General features: G+C 66.7%; 14 protein-coding genes. 9 read left to right on the forward strand and 5 right to left on the reverse strand.

Annotation, left to right across the window (positions count from 1 at the left end; translation table 11 throughout):
• Positions 1 to 428: 428 nt before the first annotated feature.
• Positions 429 to 1,319, reverse strand: a complete 891-nt coding sequence (locus tag GOSPT_RS12745; RefSeq protein ID WP_039855905.1) for an exodeoxyribonuclease III — start codon at positions 1,317 to 1,319, stop codon at positions 429 to 431.
• A gap of 43 nt (positions 1,320 to 1,362) precedes the next feature.
• Positions 1,363 to 2,766, reverse strand: coding sequence for a carboxylesterase family protein (locus tag GOSPT_RS12750; RefSeq protein ID WP_005206605.1), 1,404 nt, complete (start codon positions 2,764 to 2,766; stop codon positions 1,363 to 1,365).
• 103 nt (positions 2,767 to 2,869) lie between these two features.
• Between GOSPT_RS12750 and GOSPT_RS12755 the strand changes: the two genes are divergently transcribed.
• The 7 genes from GOSPT_RS12755 (at position 2,870) to GOSPT_RS12785 (ending at position 11,073) form a co-directional block, all read left to right on the forward strand.
• Positions 2,870 to 4,543 carry a sigma-54-dependent Fis family transcriptional regulator gene (locus tag GOSPT_RS12755; RefSeq protein ID WP_005206606.1) on the forward strand — a complete coding sequence of 558 codons (1,674 nt, stop codon included), beginning with the start codon at positions 2,870 to 2,872 and terminating at the stop codon, positions 4,541 to 4,543.
• Positions 4,544 to 4,598: 55 nt separating this feature from the next.
• Positions 4,599 to 5,246, forward strand: coding sequence for a TetR/AcrR family transcriptional regulator (locus GOSPT_RS12760; RefSeq protein ID WP_005206607.1), 648 nt, complete (start codon positions 4,599 to 4,601; stop codon positions 5,244 to 5,246).
• A gap of 260 nt (positions 5,247 to 5,506) precedes the next feature.
• Positions 5,507 to 7,003: an aldehyde dehydrogenase family protein gene (locus GOSPT_RS12765; protein ID WP_005206608.1), complete on the forward strand. Its 1,497-nt coding sequence runs from the start codon at positions 5,507 to 5,509 to the stop codon at positions 7,001 to 7,003.
• A gap of 43 nt (positions 7,004 to 7,046) precedes the next feature.
• The gene (locus tag GOSPT_RS12770) at positions 7,047 to 8,159 is read left to right on the forward strand and encodes an NDMA-dependent alcohol dehydrogenase (RefSeq protein ID WP_005206609.1); all 1,113 of its coding nucleotides are present in this window, start codon (positions 7,047 to 7,049) and stop codon (positions 8,157 to 8,159) included.
• A 134-nt stretch (positions 8,160 to 8,293) separates the two neighbouring features.
• Entirely contained in the window at positions 8,294 to 9,436 is a 1,143-nt protein-coding gene (locus GOSPT_RS12775) for an AI-2E family transporter (protein ID WP_005206610.1), read from the forward strand.
• Positions 9,437 to 9,480: 44 nt separating this feature from the next.
• Positions 9,481 to 10,278, forward strand: coding sequence for a hypothetical protein (locus GOSPT_RS12780; RefSeq protein WP_005206611.1), 798 nt, complete (start codon positions 9,481 to 9,483; stop codon positions 10,276 to 10,278).
• Positions 10,279 to 10,296: 18 nt separating this feature from the next.
• Complete coding sequence (locus tag GOSPT_RS12785; RefSeq protein WP_005206612.1) at positions 10,297 to 11,073, forward strand: alpha/beta fold hydrolase; 777 nt, start codon at positions 10,297 to 10,299, stop codon at positions 11,071 to 11,073.
• An 82-nt stretch (positions 11,074 to 11,155) separates the two neighbouring features.
• On the opposite strand, the gene GOSPT_RS12790 is transcribed toward GOSPT_RS12785, so the two are convergent.
• Positions 11,156 to 12,565: an MFS transporter gene (locus GOSPT_RS12790; protein WP_005206613.1), complete on the reverse strand. Its 1,410-nt coding sequence runs from the start codon at positions 12,563 to 12,565 to the stop codon at positions 11,156 to 11,158.
• Positions 12,566 to 12,685: 120 nt separating this feature from the next.
• Between GOSPT_RS12790 and GOSPT_RS12795 the strand changes: the two genes are divergently transcribed.
• Complete coding sequence (locus tag GOSPT_RS12795; RefSeq protein ID WP_005206614.1) at positions 12,686 to 13,345, forward strand: TetR/AcrR family transcriptional regulator; 660 nt, start codon at positions 12,686 to 12,688, stop codon at positions 13,343 to 13,345.
• A gap of 99 nt (positions 13,346 to 13,444) precedes the next feature.
• Complete coding sequence (locus GOSPT_RS12800; RefSeq protein WP_231895164.1) at positions 13,445 to 14,074, forward strand: Pr6Pr family membrane protein; 630 nt, start codon at positions 13,445 to 13,447, stop codon at positions 14,072 to 14,074.
• Positions 14,075 to 14,076: 2 nt separating this feature from the next.
• Here the strand turns inward: GOSPT_RS12800 and GOSPT_RS12805 are convergent, their stop codons facing one another.
• Positions 14,077 to 14,706, reverse strand: a complete 630-nt coding sequence (locus tag GOSPT_RS12805; RefSeq protein ID WP_005206616.1) for a TetR/AcrR family transcriptional regulator — start codon at positions 14,704 to 14,706, stop codon at positions 14,077 to 14,079.
• Positions 14,703 to 15,524: enoyl-CoA hydratase family protein (locus GOSPT_RS12810; protein ID WP_005206617.1), on the reverse strand; the 822-nt coding region annotated here is incomplete at its 5' end. The genes GOSPT_RS12810 and GOSPT_RS12805, both read right to left, overlap by 4 nt.

Genomic DNA, 15,524 nt, shown 5'->3' on the forward strand with positions numbered 1-15,524 from the left:
GCTGTTTCGCAGTCGGGCCCGGCCCGCCGATCGAGCCCCACCCCGCCGATCGAGCCTGTCGAGATCACCCGCCGCGCGCAGTGGTCTCGACCTGGGTGCTCGCTGCGCTCGCGCCCGCTCGACCAGCGGGGCGCCCGGCCGCTGGTCGGGGCCCGCGCGACACCTTGCCCGACGCCCGCCAGACCGCCAACTCCGCAGCGCGCGTACACAACTCGGTCGTCAGCGCGACGCCGAGACAATAATCTCCTCGGCGCCCCGCTGACGTCACGATTGTGTACGCACCCCGGCTCGAGCCAGACCTTGCGACCCGCATGCACGGCAGCATCACGGCCGGGCTAGATGTGTGTCGAACCGAAGGATCTGTGTGCTGCAGCACCCACATCTTTCGATACGACACACATTTGGCGTTATGGGTGGGCCCCGGGCGCCTACTTCGCTTGCGGCAGGCGGGCGGTGGCGCCCTTGCGGGCGGGGTTCGACGGCGGGGGCACCATCGGGCCGATGTCGCCGTCGGGAGCGGTGTCGAGGTCGACGACGACGGGGGCGTGATCGCTGGGTTTGGTGCCCTTGCGGGCGGCGCGGTCGACCCACGCGGCCTTCGCCCGGGCGGCCACGTCGGCGCCGGCGAGGATCAGGTCGATCCGCATGCCGAGGTCCTTGTGGAACATGCCCGCCCGATAGTCCCAGTAGCTGAACACCCGCTCGTCGGGCCAGCGGTCGCGCACGACGTCGTGCAGGCCGAGTCCCTCGATGTCCTCGAGCGCCGACCGTTCGGCCACCGTCACGTGCGTGTGGCCGGCGAAGGCAGCGGGGTCGTAGACGTCAGCGTTGGCGGGCGCGATGTTCATGTCGCCGCACAGCATCGTGTTCGACGGCGCGTCGACGCTCGTCCCGGCCGCGACGACCTCGCGCAACCGCTCCAGCCACGACAGCTTGTAGTGGTAGTGATCCGAGTCGGGTTCGCGGCCGTTGGGTACGTACAGCGAGTAGATGCGCACTCCCCCGCACACCGCCGACACCGCGCGGGCCTCCGGCGCCGACGCGGGGTCAGGGAAGCCGGGCGCACCGTCGAAGTTGGCGACGACGTCGTCGAGTCCGACCTTCGACAAGATCGCGACCCCGTTCCACTGCCCCTGGCCCACATGCGCGAATTGGTAACCGCGCTCGGCGAATTCGGGGCCGAGGACGGTGTCGAACACGTCGTTGGAAAGCTTGGTCTCCTGCAGGCAGACCACGTCGGGTGAGCGTTCGTCGAGCCACGGCAGCAATCGCGGGATACGTTGTTTGACTGAGTTCACGTTCCAGGTCGCCACGCGCATGCACACCACGCTAGTCAGGTCGTGGTGCCCAGACGCCGCCGACCTACGCCGACGCCCGCCGATACCGCAGCACCGATCGCGCGTCGTCGGGTTGACGCTCGCCGAGATCCTCACCACGGATGAAGCGACCCCAGATGGCGCGCAGTACCCGCCCGGCCTCCTCGACCTGCGGCCACGTCGCACCCTCGAGCAACTGCGCACCCGCCCACTGTTCCTCGACGCCGAAGAGCAGCGGCAGATCGACGCAGTGCGCGGCTCCGAGCGCGTTTCCCGGTGCGTGCCAATGCAACCGATAGTCGACGACGCTGCCGCCCGCCGCCGCGTGCTTGCGTGCAAAGTCGGCGGTCGGGGCGGTGTAGACCTTGCGCGTGATCAGCGAGGTGGCGATTCGTCGAATCGGTCTGCCCAACACCGGGAAGTGCGACGCCGTCTCGGCGATCGGGACGCCAGGGACGAAGAACTCGATCTCGTCGCGGGTGCAGCCGACGAGCAGGTCGATGTCTGGAGCCGACGCCGCCCACGCATCCTCGACGTCTGGCTCCGCAGGGAGCGGTTCCATCCCGTACTGCACGCCGAACGGCATCGCCCCCGTCAGCCCGTACCGCGGTCCGTCGACGATCAGTTTCTGCTGTGTCGAGAGAATGGCGCCGATCGGCGTCTCGGCGTCGAACTCGCTTGTGCGCGCAAATATGTCGCGGACCATGTCGCTGCGGTTCCAGCGGATGCCGAAGGGTGCGCTCTGCAGGATCGCCCGCCGGAAGCGCCGGGCGGCACGCGGCACGGTCATCAGGTGCGCCACTGCGTCGGCGCCTGCCGATTGCCCGGCGCAGGTGACCTGATCGGGGTCGCCGCCGAACGCCGCGATGTTCTCGTGCACCCATTCCAGCGCTGCGATGAGGTCGAGCAGCCCCAGATTGGCCGGACGCTCCTGCGAGCCGTCGCCGAGGAACCCGAGCACACCGAGCCGGTAGGTGACTGCCACGACGATCACGTTGTGCTCGGACACCAGCGCGGTCGGATCGTGGTGCGGCTCGTCTCCTGCGCCGAGCACATACGATCCGCCGTGCACCCACACCATCACCGGCAGCGGGGCGTCGAACTCCCGCGTCGGCCGCGTGATGGTCAACCGCTGGCAGTCCTCGTCGGCGACCATGCTAGTCGCCGGACCGCCGAGCATCATCGTCACCAGCGGACTCGACACCTGCGGGCACGCGGCCGCGGGGGCGTCACTGCGGTGCGGAACCGTCCGCGGCGCGACCGGCTCCGGCGCCGCAAACCGATCGGCACGGGCGTACGGGATGGCCCGCGCGCGAACGACCGGACCGTCAACGGTGCCGACGACCCGACCACAGGGCGGGTCGAAGGTTGCAATATCGGTGGACTCGACGTCATCAGTTGATTCGACGTCGTCTGTGAATTGGACGCCGTCAGGTGCCGGAGTTGCCATTCCCCCACCGTAGTGAACAGTTCGGCCGCGGACGGGTCAGTGTGCGCATCCGGCACCGAGCCGGGCACCCAACCTTTCCTTCGCGGCGATTCTGTGCGATGTTGTGACCATCGACACATCGTTCGCCTCATCGGTGAGTGCGCCGCAACGCGCAGTGATCGCGCAGTCGTGGCGCCGCTCCGCGCTGTCCGGCGTACAACCCGACAGCCCGCTACCCGAACTCGTCGACGACGCCTCACGCTCGGATGTCCTCCTCGACGCCGCGCGCCCTGTCCTCGACGACGCCGCCGCACGGCTCGCAGACACCGGCACCTCACTGCTGCTCGTCGACCACGAGTGCCGGATGGTCTCCCGCGTCTGCCTCGGCACCACCGTCGACCGCGCACTCGACAGAGTCGGCGCGACACCCGGCGTCGACCTCGGCGAAGAGACCGTCGGCACCACGGCTCTTGGCACGCCCGCGGAGATACGTCGAGGGTTGGCCGTCAACGGGCGCGAGCACTACCTGGAGCAGTTCAAGTCGCTCAGCTGTTTCGGCGCGCCCATCATCCATCCGGCCACCCGTCGCCTCGCAGGCATCCTGTGCATGACGGAGATCGCCGATCGCATGAACCCCCTGTCGGTGCCCCTCGTGACCGGCATCGTCGGCGACATCGCCGACCGTCTCCTCGACCGCTCGCGCGCACAGCAGCGTCGGGTTCTCGACGCATTCCAGCGCGCGGCACCCCGTCGCGACGTCGCGGTCGCAGCCATCAGCGAAGACCTACAGCTCACCAATTCGCGTGCAGCAGAACTGCTCTCGCCGACAGACATCGCCGCATTGCGTGCAATCGCCGCCGACCCTGCCCTCCGGGAGACGACCCTGCAACTGGTCCTTGCGTCCGGAGCCGGCGTCGAGGTGCTCGCCACGCCTGTCGTGGGCGCCCGCGGGGCGGCGCTGTTCGGTCTGCGGCCCAGCACATCGCCCGCACGGACGATGGCCTGCACCGACATGCCGTCGACGCGGCAGGCCACCATCGCGATCACCGGAGAGCCCGGAACCGGACGCAGCACCAAGGCCCGCTCGATGGCCGGACCCGACGCCACGACCGTCGACGTCGCCGAGCTGTTGATCACCGGCGATCAGCCGGACATCGGCACCCTGATCGGCGATTCACGACGCCGCTCACGCGCGCTGATCGTCGACGGCGTCGACCTGCTCGACGACAGGTCGCTCACCATCCTGGCGGCCGCGTGCCGCACGGCCGACAAGGCAGCGCCGCTCGTCCTGGTCGCCGGACCGCCGGACCAGGCGCGAACCACCGTCGCAGCACTGACGGCCAGGTGCGCCGCGCGTCTCGACGTCCCCGCGCTGCGCAACCGCACCTCCGAACTGGCCGACATCGTCGACGAGATACTCGGCGACATCACCTCGGGCTCTGCACTCGATTCACACGCGGCATCTGGTTCACCCCCGGTGCATTCGGTCAGCGCGCCGACGCTCGAGGCCCTCGTCTGCCAGGAGTGGCCCGGGAATCTCGTCGAACTGTCCTCGGTGCTGCGACGCGCTGTGCGCTCGTGCGATGCCCGTGGCGCGCGGGCGATCGAACCCGCCGATCTGCCTGCCGACCATCGCACGACCAGCCGGGCCGCCCACCTCTCCGGACGCGAACAAGCCGAGCGCGCAGCCATCCTGGAAGCACTCGACCGACACACCGGCAACAAGGTGCATGCCGCCCGCGACCTGGGCATCAGCCGCACCACCCTCTACGCGCGCATCCGCGCACTGGGGATCTGACGACCCTCTCGCGCTACGATGAACTCAAACTTATCGAGCGATAGTTAGGGTCCTCATGCCAGCATCAACCGCGGGAGCGGATGCTGAGACGACGCCGTCCGGGTGGCGCCGCGTCGACCCTCCGAAGTTGTCGCCCATTCTCCAGGCAGCTCTCGAGGCGTTCTACGACAACGGATTTCACGGCACCTCCGTGCGGCAGATCGCCGCGAAGGTCGGTGTCACGGTCCCAGCCCTCTACTACCACCACAAGAGCAAAGAGGGCATCCTGCTGGCGCTTCTCGAGTACTCGACCGGCGACGTGCTCGCGCGCGCCCACGCCGCACGGGCTGCCGCAGCGGGCGACCCGGTGACCGAGTTGGCGAACGTCATCGAATCGATCGTCCTGGTCATGACGAGTCGGGTCCGACTGGCGGCCGTCGAAGGCGAGATCCGGTATGCGGGCCCTGAGAACCGGTTGCGGTATCGCGTGTTTCGCAAGGGGATCGAAGATCTGGTCCTCGACATCGTGCAGACCGGAACAACCAAAGGCGTCATGCACGTCAGCGATGTCGCCGAAACCACAAGAGCGGTACTCGCCATGTGCCAATCGATCCCGCGGTGGTTTCACGACGACGGACCGTTGACCCCACAGATGGTGGCGGAGAAGTACGTCGACATCTCGCTGCACACAGTGGGCACCCTGCCGCGGACTCCACTCGGATAGCCGAGTCAGCTCACCGATCTGCTGCCGCGCGATGTGGGTTGAGTGCGGCGCACAACCCGACCACGCAGACGCAGCGCTGATTGTCGCGTCCCGGTAACGACCGACCACCCGCGGATCACCCCACCGCGGCAGTGGTCAATGCGTGTTCATCGCAGTGTTCAGTTTCTGGACACTTCGTCCCATGCGAGCAGTGGCAGAACTATAGACAGATCCGCATCTATGACGCAGATCACGATCTGCACGCTCGAGCAGGAGGACGCATGACCGCTGTAGCACCCGAACTGGCAACCAAGGTCCGGGATTTCATCTCGACCGATCGACCGATGCTGATCGGAGGTGAGTGGGTCACCGCCGCATCCGGTGAGACCTTCGAAACCATCGATCCCGCCAACGGACGCACGCTGACATCGGTCGCCCGCGGCGACGCCACCGACATCGACCGCGCCGTCCGCGCCGCGCGCAAGGCATTCGACGACGGCCCGTGGTCGCGCAAGAAGCCCAACGAGCGCGAGCGTCTGCTCTGGCGCGTCGGCGACATCCTCAACGAGCGCGCCGAGGAGTTCGGTCAGCTCGAAGCCCTCGACAACGGCAAGGCCGCCACCATCGCGACCGCCGTCGACACCGCATGGTCGGCTGACATCTTCCGCTACAACGCCGGTCTGGCCACCAAGATCACCGGCAGCACCGTCGACGTCTCGATGCCGTTCGTCCCGGGTGGCGAGTTCCACGCCTACACGTTGCGTGAGCCCGTCGGTGTCTGCGGCTTGATCGTCCCGTGGAATTTCCCGCTCCTGATGGCGTCGTTCAAGCTGGCCCCGGCCCTCGCGGCGGGCAACACCGTGATTCTCAAGCCGGCCGAGCAGACCCCGCTGACGGCTCTGCTGCTCGGCGAAGTGTTCACCGAAGCGGGCTTCCCGCCCGGCGTCGTCAACATCGTCACCGGCTTCGGCGACGCAGGCGCCGCACTCGCCGCGCACGACGACGTCGACAAGATCGCCTTCACCGGTTCCACCGAGGTGGGCAAGAAGATCGTCGAGGCGTCGAAGGGCAACCTCAAGAAGGTCTCACTCGAACTCGGCGGCAAGAGCCCCAACATCGTCTTCGCCGACGCCGACTTCGAGCAGGCCGTCGCCGGTTCGGTCGCAGCGTGGATGTTCAACCACGGCCAGTGCTGCGTCGCCGGAACACGGCTGTTCGTCGAACGACCCATCTTCGACGATTTCACCGCCGCTGTCGCAGAAGCGGCGTCGAAGGCCAAGATCGGGCCGGGCCTCGATCCGACGACCGAACTCGGACCGCTTGTCAGCCAGGAGCAATTCGACCGCGTCTCGGGCTACCTTGCGGCGGGCCTAGCCGACGGCGCTCGCGCACTGACCGGCGGAAAGCGTTGGGGCGACGAGGGTTTCTTCATCGAGCCGACAGTGTTCGTCGACGTCGAGCCCGACTTCTCCATCGTTCGTGAGGAGATCTTCGGTCCCGTCGTCGCGGCGTTGCCGTTCGACGCCGACACGGGAGTCGCTGCGGCAGCCAATGATTCGATCTACGGGCTCGCCGCGGGCATCTGGACCACCGACGTGTCGAAGGCGCACAAGACCGCTCGTCAGATCAAGGCGGGTTCGGTGTGGGTCAACCAGTACAACGGCTTCGACACCGCGATGCCCTTCGGCGGCTATAAGCAATCGGGCTGGGGACGCGAGCTGGGCCAGTCGGCCATCGAGCTCTACACCCAGACCAAGGCCGTCAACGTCGCGCTCTGATTCGACACTCTGATCTAGCCCTGATCTGCAAGGAGATACAACCGTGAAAACCAAAGCCGCCGTACTGCTCGACGCGGGCAAGCCGTTCGAGATCATGGAGCTCGACCTCGACGGCCCGAAGGAAGGCGAGGTGCTGATCAAGTACACCGCCGCGGGCCTGTGCCACTCCGATCTGCACCTCACCGATGGTGACCTGCCACCGCGCTATCCGATGGTCGGCGGCCACGAGGGGTCGGGCATCATCGAGGAGATCGGGCCGGGCGTCACCAAGGTCAAGCCGGGCGATCACGTGGTCTGCTCGTTCGTACCGAGTTGCGGCACGTGCCGCTACTGCTCAACGGGCCGACAGTCGTTGTGCGACATGGGCGCAACCATTCTCGAGGGCATGCTGCCCGACGGCACGTTCCGCTTCCACGGCGGCGGCCAGGACTTCGGCGGCATGTGCATGCTGGGGACGTTCAGCGAGCGCGCGACGATCAGCGAGCACTCCGTGGTCAAGGTCGACGACTGGCTGCCGCTGGACAAGGCCGTCCTCGTCGGCTGCGGTGTGCCTACCGGGTGGGGTTCGGCGGTCTACGCCGGCAACGTCCGCGCGGGCGACATCGTGGTCATCTACGGCATCGGCGGCATCGGCATCAACGCGGTGCAGGGCGCTGTACACGCCGGAGCCAAGTACGTCATCGTCGTCGACCCGGTCGCGTTCAAACGTGACACCGCAGTGAAGTTCGGTGCCACACACGCTTTCGCATCTGCGGCCGAAGCTCAGGAGAAGATCACCGAACTGTCCTGGGGACAGGGTGCAGATGCCGCGATCGTCACCGTCGGCACCGTCGACGAAGACGTGGTCTCCGCGGCGATCGGGTCCATCGGCAAGGGCGGCCAGGTCGTGATCGTAGGACTCTCGAGTCCCGCGAAGTTCACGGTGCACTGGCCCGGCATCGACCTCACCCTCAACGAGAAGACCATCAAGGGCTCACTGTTCGGTTCGGCCAATCCGCAGTACGACATCATCCGTCTGCTCCGCCTCTACGACGCCGGTCAGCTCAAGCTCGACGAACTGGTCACCCAGACCTACACGCTCGAGCAGGTCAACGAGGGCTACCAAGATCTGCGCGACGGTAAGAACATCCGTGGCGTGATCATCCACGACGACTGATCGCCCCTCGGTGTCACGGCTCGCCCACTCCGTGACACCGTCGCCTACCCGGCCCGGCCGCGACGGACACCCCGACGCGGCCGGGCCGTTCCATTCGAGGCGCCGATTCGGCGCGCTGCCGATAGCCTGCTGAGGTGAATGAGCCATCGGCCTCGTCAGCTACCGCGAATCCCGCTCCGAAGGCGACGCTGAATCTGCGTCGTATCGGGGTGACGAGTTGGTGCGTACTCGGCATCATTGCCCTCGTAGTCGTCGCTGCGCTTGCGCTGGGTGCGGTGAGTGGAATCCTGATCCCGCTCGTGGTCGCGGTGATCATCAGCGTGGTACTCGAACCGCTCGTCGCTCGACTGACCCGCATGGGTGTGCCGTCGACCGTCGCGGTGTTCCTCGCGCTGCTCGTCGCGATCCTCGTCGGCGCCGGCACGGTCGGGATCGTGATCTGGGGCGTCATCGACCAGTGGTCGGACATCTACGGTCAAGCACTGCTCGGCTGGCACTCGTTCACACGGTGGGTCGGCGACCTCGACATCGACCCGCGGTGGCTCGAGGACGCGCGCACCGCGCTCGAGAGTCACACCCGCGAGGTGGGGCTCGGTGCTCTCGCATCGCTCAGCAGTACGTTCTATGGCGCCATCACGCTGCTGATCGGCATCTTCTTCGCACTCTTCTTCCTCTTCTTCGCGCTGCGCGATGCCGACCGTTTTCCCGCATTCCTCGCACGCACGACCGGCGCGGATCCGGCCGAGATCAACGGGGTCGTCAGCGTGACCCGACAATCGGTTCGCGGCTACTTCAGGGGCACAGCGCTCACGGCTGTGCTGACGGCACCGATCTTCATGGTCCCGCTGGTGATTCTCGGTGTGCCGCTGGCAATTCCAATCTTCGTGCTCTACTTCTTCCTCTCCTTCATCCCGTTCGTCGGCGCCTGGATCACCGGGGCGTTCGTGGTGTTGATCGCGTTGGGTTCCAACGGTCCCACTGCCGCACTGATTCTCGCCATCACCTTCGTCATCTCCAACGGCACCGTGCAGAGCGCCGTCAGTTCGTGGGCGCTCGGCTCGTCGTTGCAGCTTCACCCGATGGCCGTGTTGCTCGCGACGATGGTGGCGGGCACCGCTGCCGGTTTGCTCGGCATGGTCCTGGGAGTACCTCTTCTCGCGGCCACGGTGAAGTCTCTGGAAGTCATCCGCACTCATCGCAAAGCTGCTGACGACGTCGATTCTGGCGAACCCGACGCCGACGGTGATGTGGGCACCCCCGCAGCCGACGGAACCTGAGACGGCTGCCGGAAATCCCCAGCTCGACCAACTATCCTCACCGCATGCAGGCGGTCACACCCACCACGCGTGCCGCGATCCGAGCCGAAGTCACGCATATCGTGCGGCATCCCGGCGATCTCCTGTTGTCCGTGGCGTCGAGCGCAGCGATCGTGCTGTTTCTCTGGTACGTGGTTCCCCGCTCGTGGTTCTTCACCTTCACCGGTCCGGAGGGCCTCCCGTACGCGCTTGCGGGATGGATGTACACCGATGCGTTCGTCACCAATGTGCTGACCAGCGACCCCGAACGAGCTCTCGCAGCTATCGACGATCCCGCCGAGCTCACCGCACTGCTGCGCGCGAAGGTCGTGGCGGTCTGGTTGATCATCGGCCCGCTGTGCACCGTCATCGCGGTGGCAATCGCGATGACGCAACACACGCACTGGCGGTTCGCCATCGAGGTCATACTCGCGGTCGCGGTGGTGCCGTTCGGCGCGCTCGCGGTGAGCGGCCTGGTCGGCGTCACGTTTCCCTACCACCAGCGCTCTCTCCGATGGCGCTGGCAGAACAGGCGGCGTTTCCGTCAGGTGATCGTCCGCTGGGGGCTGTTGATCGCCATGCCGAACCTGATCTTCCCGCTCGCCTTCGCCCTGATCGTCGTCGCGCCGGTAGCCATCTGGAAGCTCACGAACCGCCAGGGATGGGACACCGCACAGACCGACACCGAGTTCGCGCTGTGCGCGATGCTGGCTGTACTGGTCACCGCAGCGATCTGGTACGGCGCCCATCGGTTCGGTGTCTGGTGGGTGAGCAGGCACCGGGATCGTCTCCGCGAGTATCTCCTGGACGTCGAACGGGGCTGATTTTGGTTGAATGGTGGTATGGCCCACGTCACATCTGAAGACGGCACACCCATCGCGTACGACACGATTGGCACCGGCCCTGTGGTCGTCGTGGTCAACGGTGCGATGTCGAAAGCGTCCGACGCCGCGCCCCTCGCGCAGGCACTCGCCGACGCGGGCTTCACAGGCGTCGTCTTCGATCGACGCGCCCGTGGATACAGCGGCGACACCCGGCCGTACTCGCCGGATCGCGAGGCCGAGGATCTGGCCGCCGTCATCTCCGCAACCGGCGGCACGGCCGCTGTGCTCGGGCACTCATCGGGCGCGATCCTCGCACTGTTCGCCGCGTCGCGGGGCGTACCGATCGACCACCTCTTCCTCTCGGAACCTCCGTTTCGCTTCGGCGAGGACGACCCCGCAACCGACCTCCCCGACAGGCTCCAACAGATGGTCGACGACGGCCAGCGCGCCGACGCCGTGACCACGTTCCAACTCGAAGGCGTCGGCCTCCCACCTGCGATCGTCGAGCAGATCCGGAACAGTCCGATGTTCGACGGCCTGCTGGCAATCGCCCAGTCGGTGGTCTACGACGCGACGATCGCGCGGGACTTCTCGCAACCGACCCCCCAGATGCTCACCGTCGCGATGCCGGTCACGATCCTCCTCGGCTCCGACACCTTCCCGCTCCTCGAAGCTGCCGCGCCTCGCCTGGCCGAAGCGATCACCGGGGCCGAACTCGTGCGCGTTCCCGAATCCGCGGGACACCGCCCCGACCCTGCCGCCACCGCCCGCGTCATCGCCGAGCGGAACAGCTGACACGAGATCGACCGGGCGCCCCAGCATGCCGACTGGGCGCTCGAGAGCGCCGACTGGGCGCTCGAGACCATCGACCGGGCGCCTACGCCGACGCCCTCGCTACCTCGACGCTCCGACGCCGCGGCAGGATGAGCCACGCCGCGACGCTCCCGACCACCAGCAGGACCGCGCCGAGCAGGAACCCCGCCTGAAACCCCTCGCGCGGCAGCGCGTACCCGCTGGCGGCGGCCACCAAGACCGCCAATCCGATGGTGCCGCCGAGTTGCCGCGAACTGTTCACCACGCCCGAGGCCACGCCGACGTCGTCGGGCGACACCCCTTCGGTTGCCACCGCTCCGATCAGCACCATCGAACCGCCGATCCCGACAGCCGTGACGGCCGACGGCAGCAGGATTCCGAGCCAGAAATCGAAGTGCGCCGGCATCGTCGCGAACAGCCCGAGGCCAATAGCGGCAACCACTCCCAAGACAACGATCGCCATTCGCGCTCCGATGCGCGCAGAAAGTCGTTGTGCCACCGCTATTCCGACGACGACGAAGAGACAGAACGGCAGAAAGAGCACTCCCGTCACCGCACTCTCGACACCCCACACGGTTTGGATGTAGAGCGAGCAGAAGTAGAAGGCGGCAAGTTGTCCTGCCGCGATCATGAATCCGAACACGTTGGCGCCCAGCACACTTCGCTCCCGCATGAGGCTCGGCGGCATCAACGGATGCGACACCGATCGCTCGATCACCGCGAAGATCCCCAACAGCACTGCGGCGGTGACGAATCCGCCGACTGCCTGCCACGATCCCCACCCGTGATCGCCTCCCGCGCTGACGGCATACACAAGGGCAGCCACGCCGAGCGTCACGGCGACCGCGCCGGGAACATCCAGTCGCGCAGTGCGTGCGACGTCGCGACGTGGAACTCCGCGCAGCGCCGCGAATACCGCGATCGCGATGATCGGCACATTGACGAGAAGGACCGCTCGCCACGACCACCGCTGCGTGAGCACACCACTGAGCACCACGCCCAGCGCACCCCCGGCCGCACCGGCACCGCCCCACAGACCCATCGCCCGTGCGCGCACGGCCTGGTCGCCGATGGTGGCCACCAGCGCCAACGACGCTGGAGCCAACAGCGCTCCCGCAACACCCTGCACCGCTCGCGCGGCGACGAGAACTCCTGCGCTCCCGGCACATCCGCCGACGATGCTCGCTACCGCGAAGACACCCAACCCGACGAGTACCGATGTTCGACGCCCCCACAGATCGCCGATCCTCCCGCCGAGAAGCATGAACCCAGCGAAGGTCAACAGGTACGCGGTGACGACCCACTGCAAACTCGCGTCCGTGAATCCGAGATCGGCACGCATGGCGGGCAACGCGATGTTGACAAGCGACATGTCCATTGCCACAAGGAATTGCAGCAGGAACACGGTTGCCATGAGCGCACCGCGACCCTGCGCAACACCACCATCAACCCGGGCCGTCTCCTGATCTGCCATCGATCCTCCTCTGCCCATCACTCGATCCGCATTCACGTACGCGTACGTTTACGTACTAGTACGTGATCATAGCTGCCGAGCGTCGCCTCGCCAAGGGCACGGCGATGGGATGATGGGACGATGCCCGCAGCCCGATCCCTCCAACTCGACGAGATCGTCGACGCGGCAATCCGCATCCTCGAGCAGGACGGACCGCAGTCGCTGAGCATGCGTCGCCTCGCCGCCGACATGGGCACCAAGCCGATGACCCTCTACAACTACGTTCCGAACAAGGCAGCGCTGCTCGGCCTGGCACTCAGCGACGTCGCGGCACGCATCCCGTGGGCCGAACCGACGGGCGCTCCTCGTGACCGCATGATCGCCATCGGTGTCGACATGTACGAGAAGATGCGCAGCATCGGGTGGGTCGTGCCGATCCTCCGCGACGGCATGATCGTCGGCACGCCCGCGCTTGCCCTCGCCGACGCGTTCCTCTCGGCCGCATCCGAACTCGGACTCGACGACGGCGCGGCGCTCGACACCTGGCGAGCCGTCTGGTACCTCGTTGCCTCGGAATTACAGTGGCAGGACACACTTTCCAGGCGGTCCGCCGACGAGGTGTCCTGGCACCAATCCATCGACGACAGCGACCTGACCGAGTTTCCGACGGTCAGCCGACTCCTACCCGACTGGGCCGGCCATTCCGCCGACTTCGACATCCGCGACGTCATCACCGCACAGGTCGACGGCGCACTCGCACAACGCAGCACGGCGCGTCGCACATCGACGCCCCGCGACTAGATCTCCAACCGCACGCGGGCGACCTGCTCGCTGTCGTCCACGGCGGGGGCAAACACGGCGGGGTCAAAGACGTGCGGCGCGACTGGCACAATGCGAGGCGTGAGCAGAGGTGACCGTCAGTTGTGGGTACGTGTCCTTCGCTTCGTCGCCGCAGTCGTCGGCATCGCTGCGATCGCATACGTGCCGGTCACCGCGTCCGATGGTTTCGGCTTCGCCAACTACTTCAGCTACTTCACCATCCTGAGCAACGTCGGCGCGGCCATCGTGCTGCTCGGCGGTGCACTGTTGACGCCAATAGGGTTGTGGTGGCAGTGGTTTCGCGGCGCAGTGACCACCGCGATGCTGATCACCGCGATCGTCTACGCACTTCTGTTGTCGCACATCGACGTCAATCTCTCCGGCGAGTGGACCAACACCGTGCTGCACCGCCTCATCCCGCTCGTTCTGCTCATCGACTGGGCAGTCTTCCGACCTAGGGTTCTGCCTGCCCTCTCCTGGTTGACCTGGCTGGCGTTCCCACTCGTCTATGGCGTCTACACATTGACGCGAGGCCCCATCGTCGACTGGTACCCGTACCCGTTCATCGATCCGCGAAGTCAGGGGTACCTGTCGATGACGCTCGGTGTGGTGGTCGTCTTCATCGGGATGACCGCGCTGTCAGCGGGCGTGTACTGGCTCGGCACACGCGGCGCGCGTAGCCGACCGCATGCTGAGCCCACCGCCAGCTGATCTCACCTGTCCGGAGAGTCGACGTCGAGCGCATCGGTGACCATCTCCACCCAGGTGTCGACCACCTGCGCGCGGCGTCGTGCATCGTCCGACAGTGTGTCCGCCAGTCCGAGACCGCGTGCGAGGTCGAGTGTCACCTGTGCGACGCGGTGTGCCCGAGGGTTCGTGCCGTCGGGGTCCAGTGCGGCAACAGTCACCCGATGTGCCGCTCGCGCGAACTTGGCCTCCATCGGCAGAATCAGTTCGCGTAGCGCCGAATCCGACGCTGCCGCCGCCCAGATCTGCAGCGACGCCTTGAATTCGGTCCCGGTGTAGATACTCACGGCCTGCTCGACCGCTATCCGCACGCGCCGTGACTCGTCCGCGTCGGGGCGAATCAACGTGTCGGCGTTGAGGGTGAGGTCGTCGAAGATCTGCTCGAGCGTCGCCGAGATCAATGCCTCGCGTGTGGGAAAGTGGTGTTGCGCAGCGCCTCTGGACACCCCCGCGCGTTGGGCGACCGCGGCCACCGTTGCCGACGCCCATCCCTCGTGAGCCAGAACCTGAATGGCCGAGCGCAGCAACCGTTCCCGCGTCTGGCGGGACCGTTCCTGCTGTGGTTCACGGTTTGTCGTCGTACGCGGAGACGTCATGTTCTCGTAGCTCCGGTGTCGGCTTGCGTTGCGGTCAGATCCCACGGCGGCCGCCCCTTGGACAGAAACGCTTCCATCCCCGCGCGTGCGTCGTCGCCAGCGAACAATGTCGCCGATTCCAGTGCACGACGCTGCGCCAACCGCTCGAACTCGTCGCGCACCGACGCGGTGGTGAGTTCCTTCGACGCGGCGAGGCCGACCGGCGACGCACGTCGGATGCCGTCGAGGATCTCCCCCAACGACTGCGTGAGAGCCTCCGTGCTGTCACACGCTTGCGTGATGACTCCGATCGACGCCGCAACCGACGCGTCGAACTTCTCACCGGTCAGGAAGTATCGACCAGCACCTCGCGCCGTCATCTTCGGCACCAGCACGAGCGAGATCACCGATGGTGCAAGGCCGAGCCGGGCCTCGGTCAGCGCGAAGGTGCTCTTCGGTCCGGCAAGTGCGATATCGGTGGCACCGAGCAGGCCGAAACCTCCTGCCCTGACATGCCCGTCGACGTGTGCGATCACCGGTTTGGGCAGCTCGAGGATCGTGCGCATTAACTCGACCATCGACGACGTCGCTTCGGCAGACGCCTCCTCGGCAGAGGCGCCCCGCTTGAGCGCCTCGCCGAGATCGGCACCCGCACAGAAGGTTCCGCCCGCATGTGTCAGCACGACGGCCCGCACGCTCTCATCGGTCGCCGCCCTCGTCAGTCCCGACGACAGTTGGGTCACCAGCGCGCGACTCAACGCATTGCGGTTGCCCGGCGAGTCGAGTGTGAGCGTCATGACCCCGGCGTCGATCCCGACGTGTACGACTTCGCTGTCTGT

It is taken from the genome of Gordonia sputi NBRC 100414 (assembly GCF_000248055.1).
Taxonomy (GTDB): Bacteria; Actinomycetota; Actinomycetes; order Mycobacteriales; family Mycobacteriaceae; genus Gordonia; species Gordonia sputi.

Coding starts and splice junctions, on each gene's coding strand:
- GOSPT_RS12790 (WP_005206613.1), bottom strand. CDS start 12,565: ATGGCAGATCAGGAGACGGCCCGGGTTGATGGTGGTGTTGCGCAGGGT.
- GOSPT_RS12785 (WP_005206612.1), top strand. CDS start 10,297: ATGGCCCACGTCACATCTGAAGACGGCACACCCATCGCGTACGACACG.
- GOSPT_RS12780 (WP_005206611.1), top strand. CDS start 9,481: ATGCAGGCGGTCACACCCACCACGCGTGCCGCGATCCGAGCCGAAGTC.
- GOSPT_RS12745 (WP_039855905.1), bottom strand. CDS start 1,319: ATGCGCGTGGCGACCTGGAACGTGAACTCAGTCAAACAACGTATCCCG.
- GOSPT_RS12765 (WP_005206608.1), top strand. CDS start 5,507: ATGACCGCTGTAGCACCCGAACTGGCAACCAAGGTCCGGGATTTCATC.
- GOSPT_RS12795 (WP_005206614.1), top strand. CDS start 12,686: ATGCCCGCAGCCCGATCCCTCCAACTCGACGAGATCGTCGACGCGGCA.
- GOSPT_RS12750 (WP_005206605.1), bottom strand. CDS start 2,766: ATGGCAACTCCGGCACCTGACGGCGTCCAATTCACAGACGACGTCGAA.
- GOSPT_RS12805 (WP_005206616.1), bottom strand. CDS start 14,706: ATGACGTCTCCGCGTACGACGACAAACCGTGAACCACAGCAGGAACGG.
- GOSPT_RS12760 (WP_005206607.1), top strand. CDS start 4,599: ATGCCAGCATCAACCGCGGGAGCGGATGCTGAGACGACGCCGTCCGGG.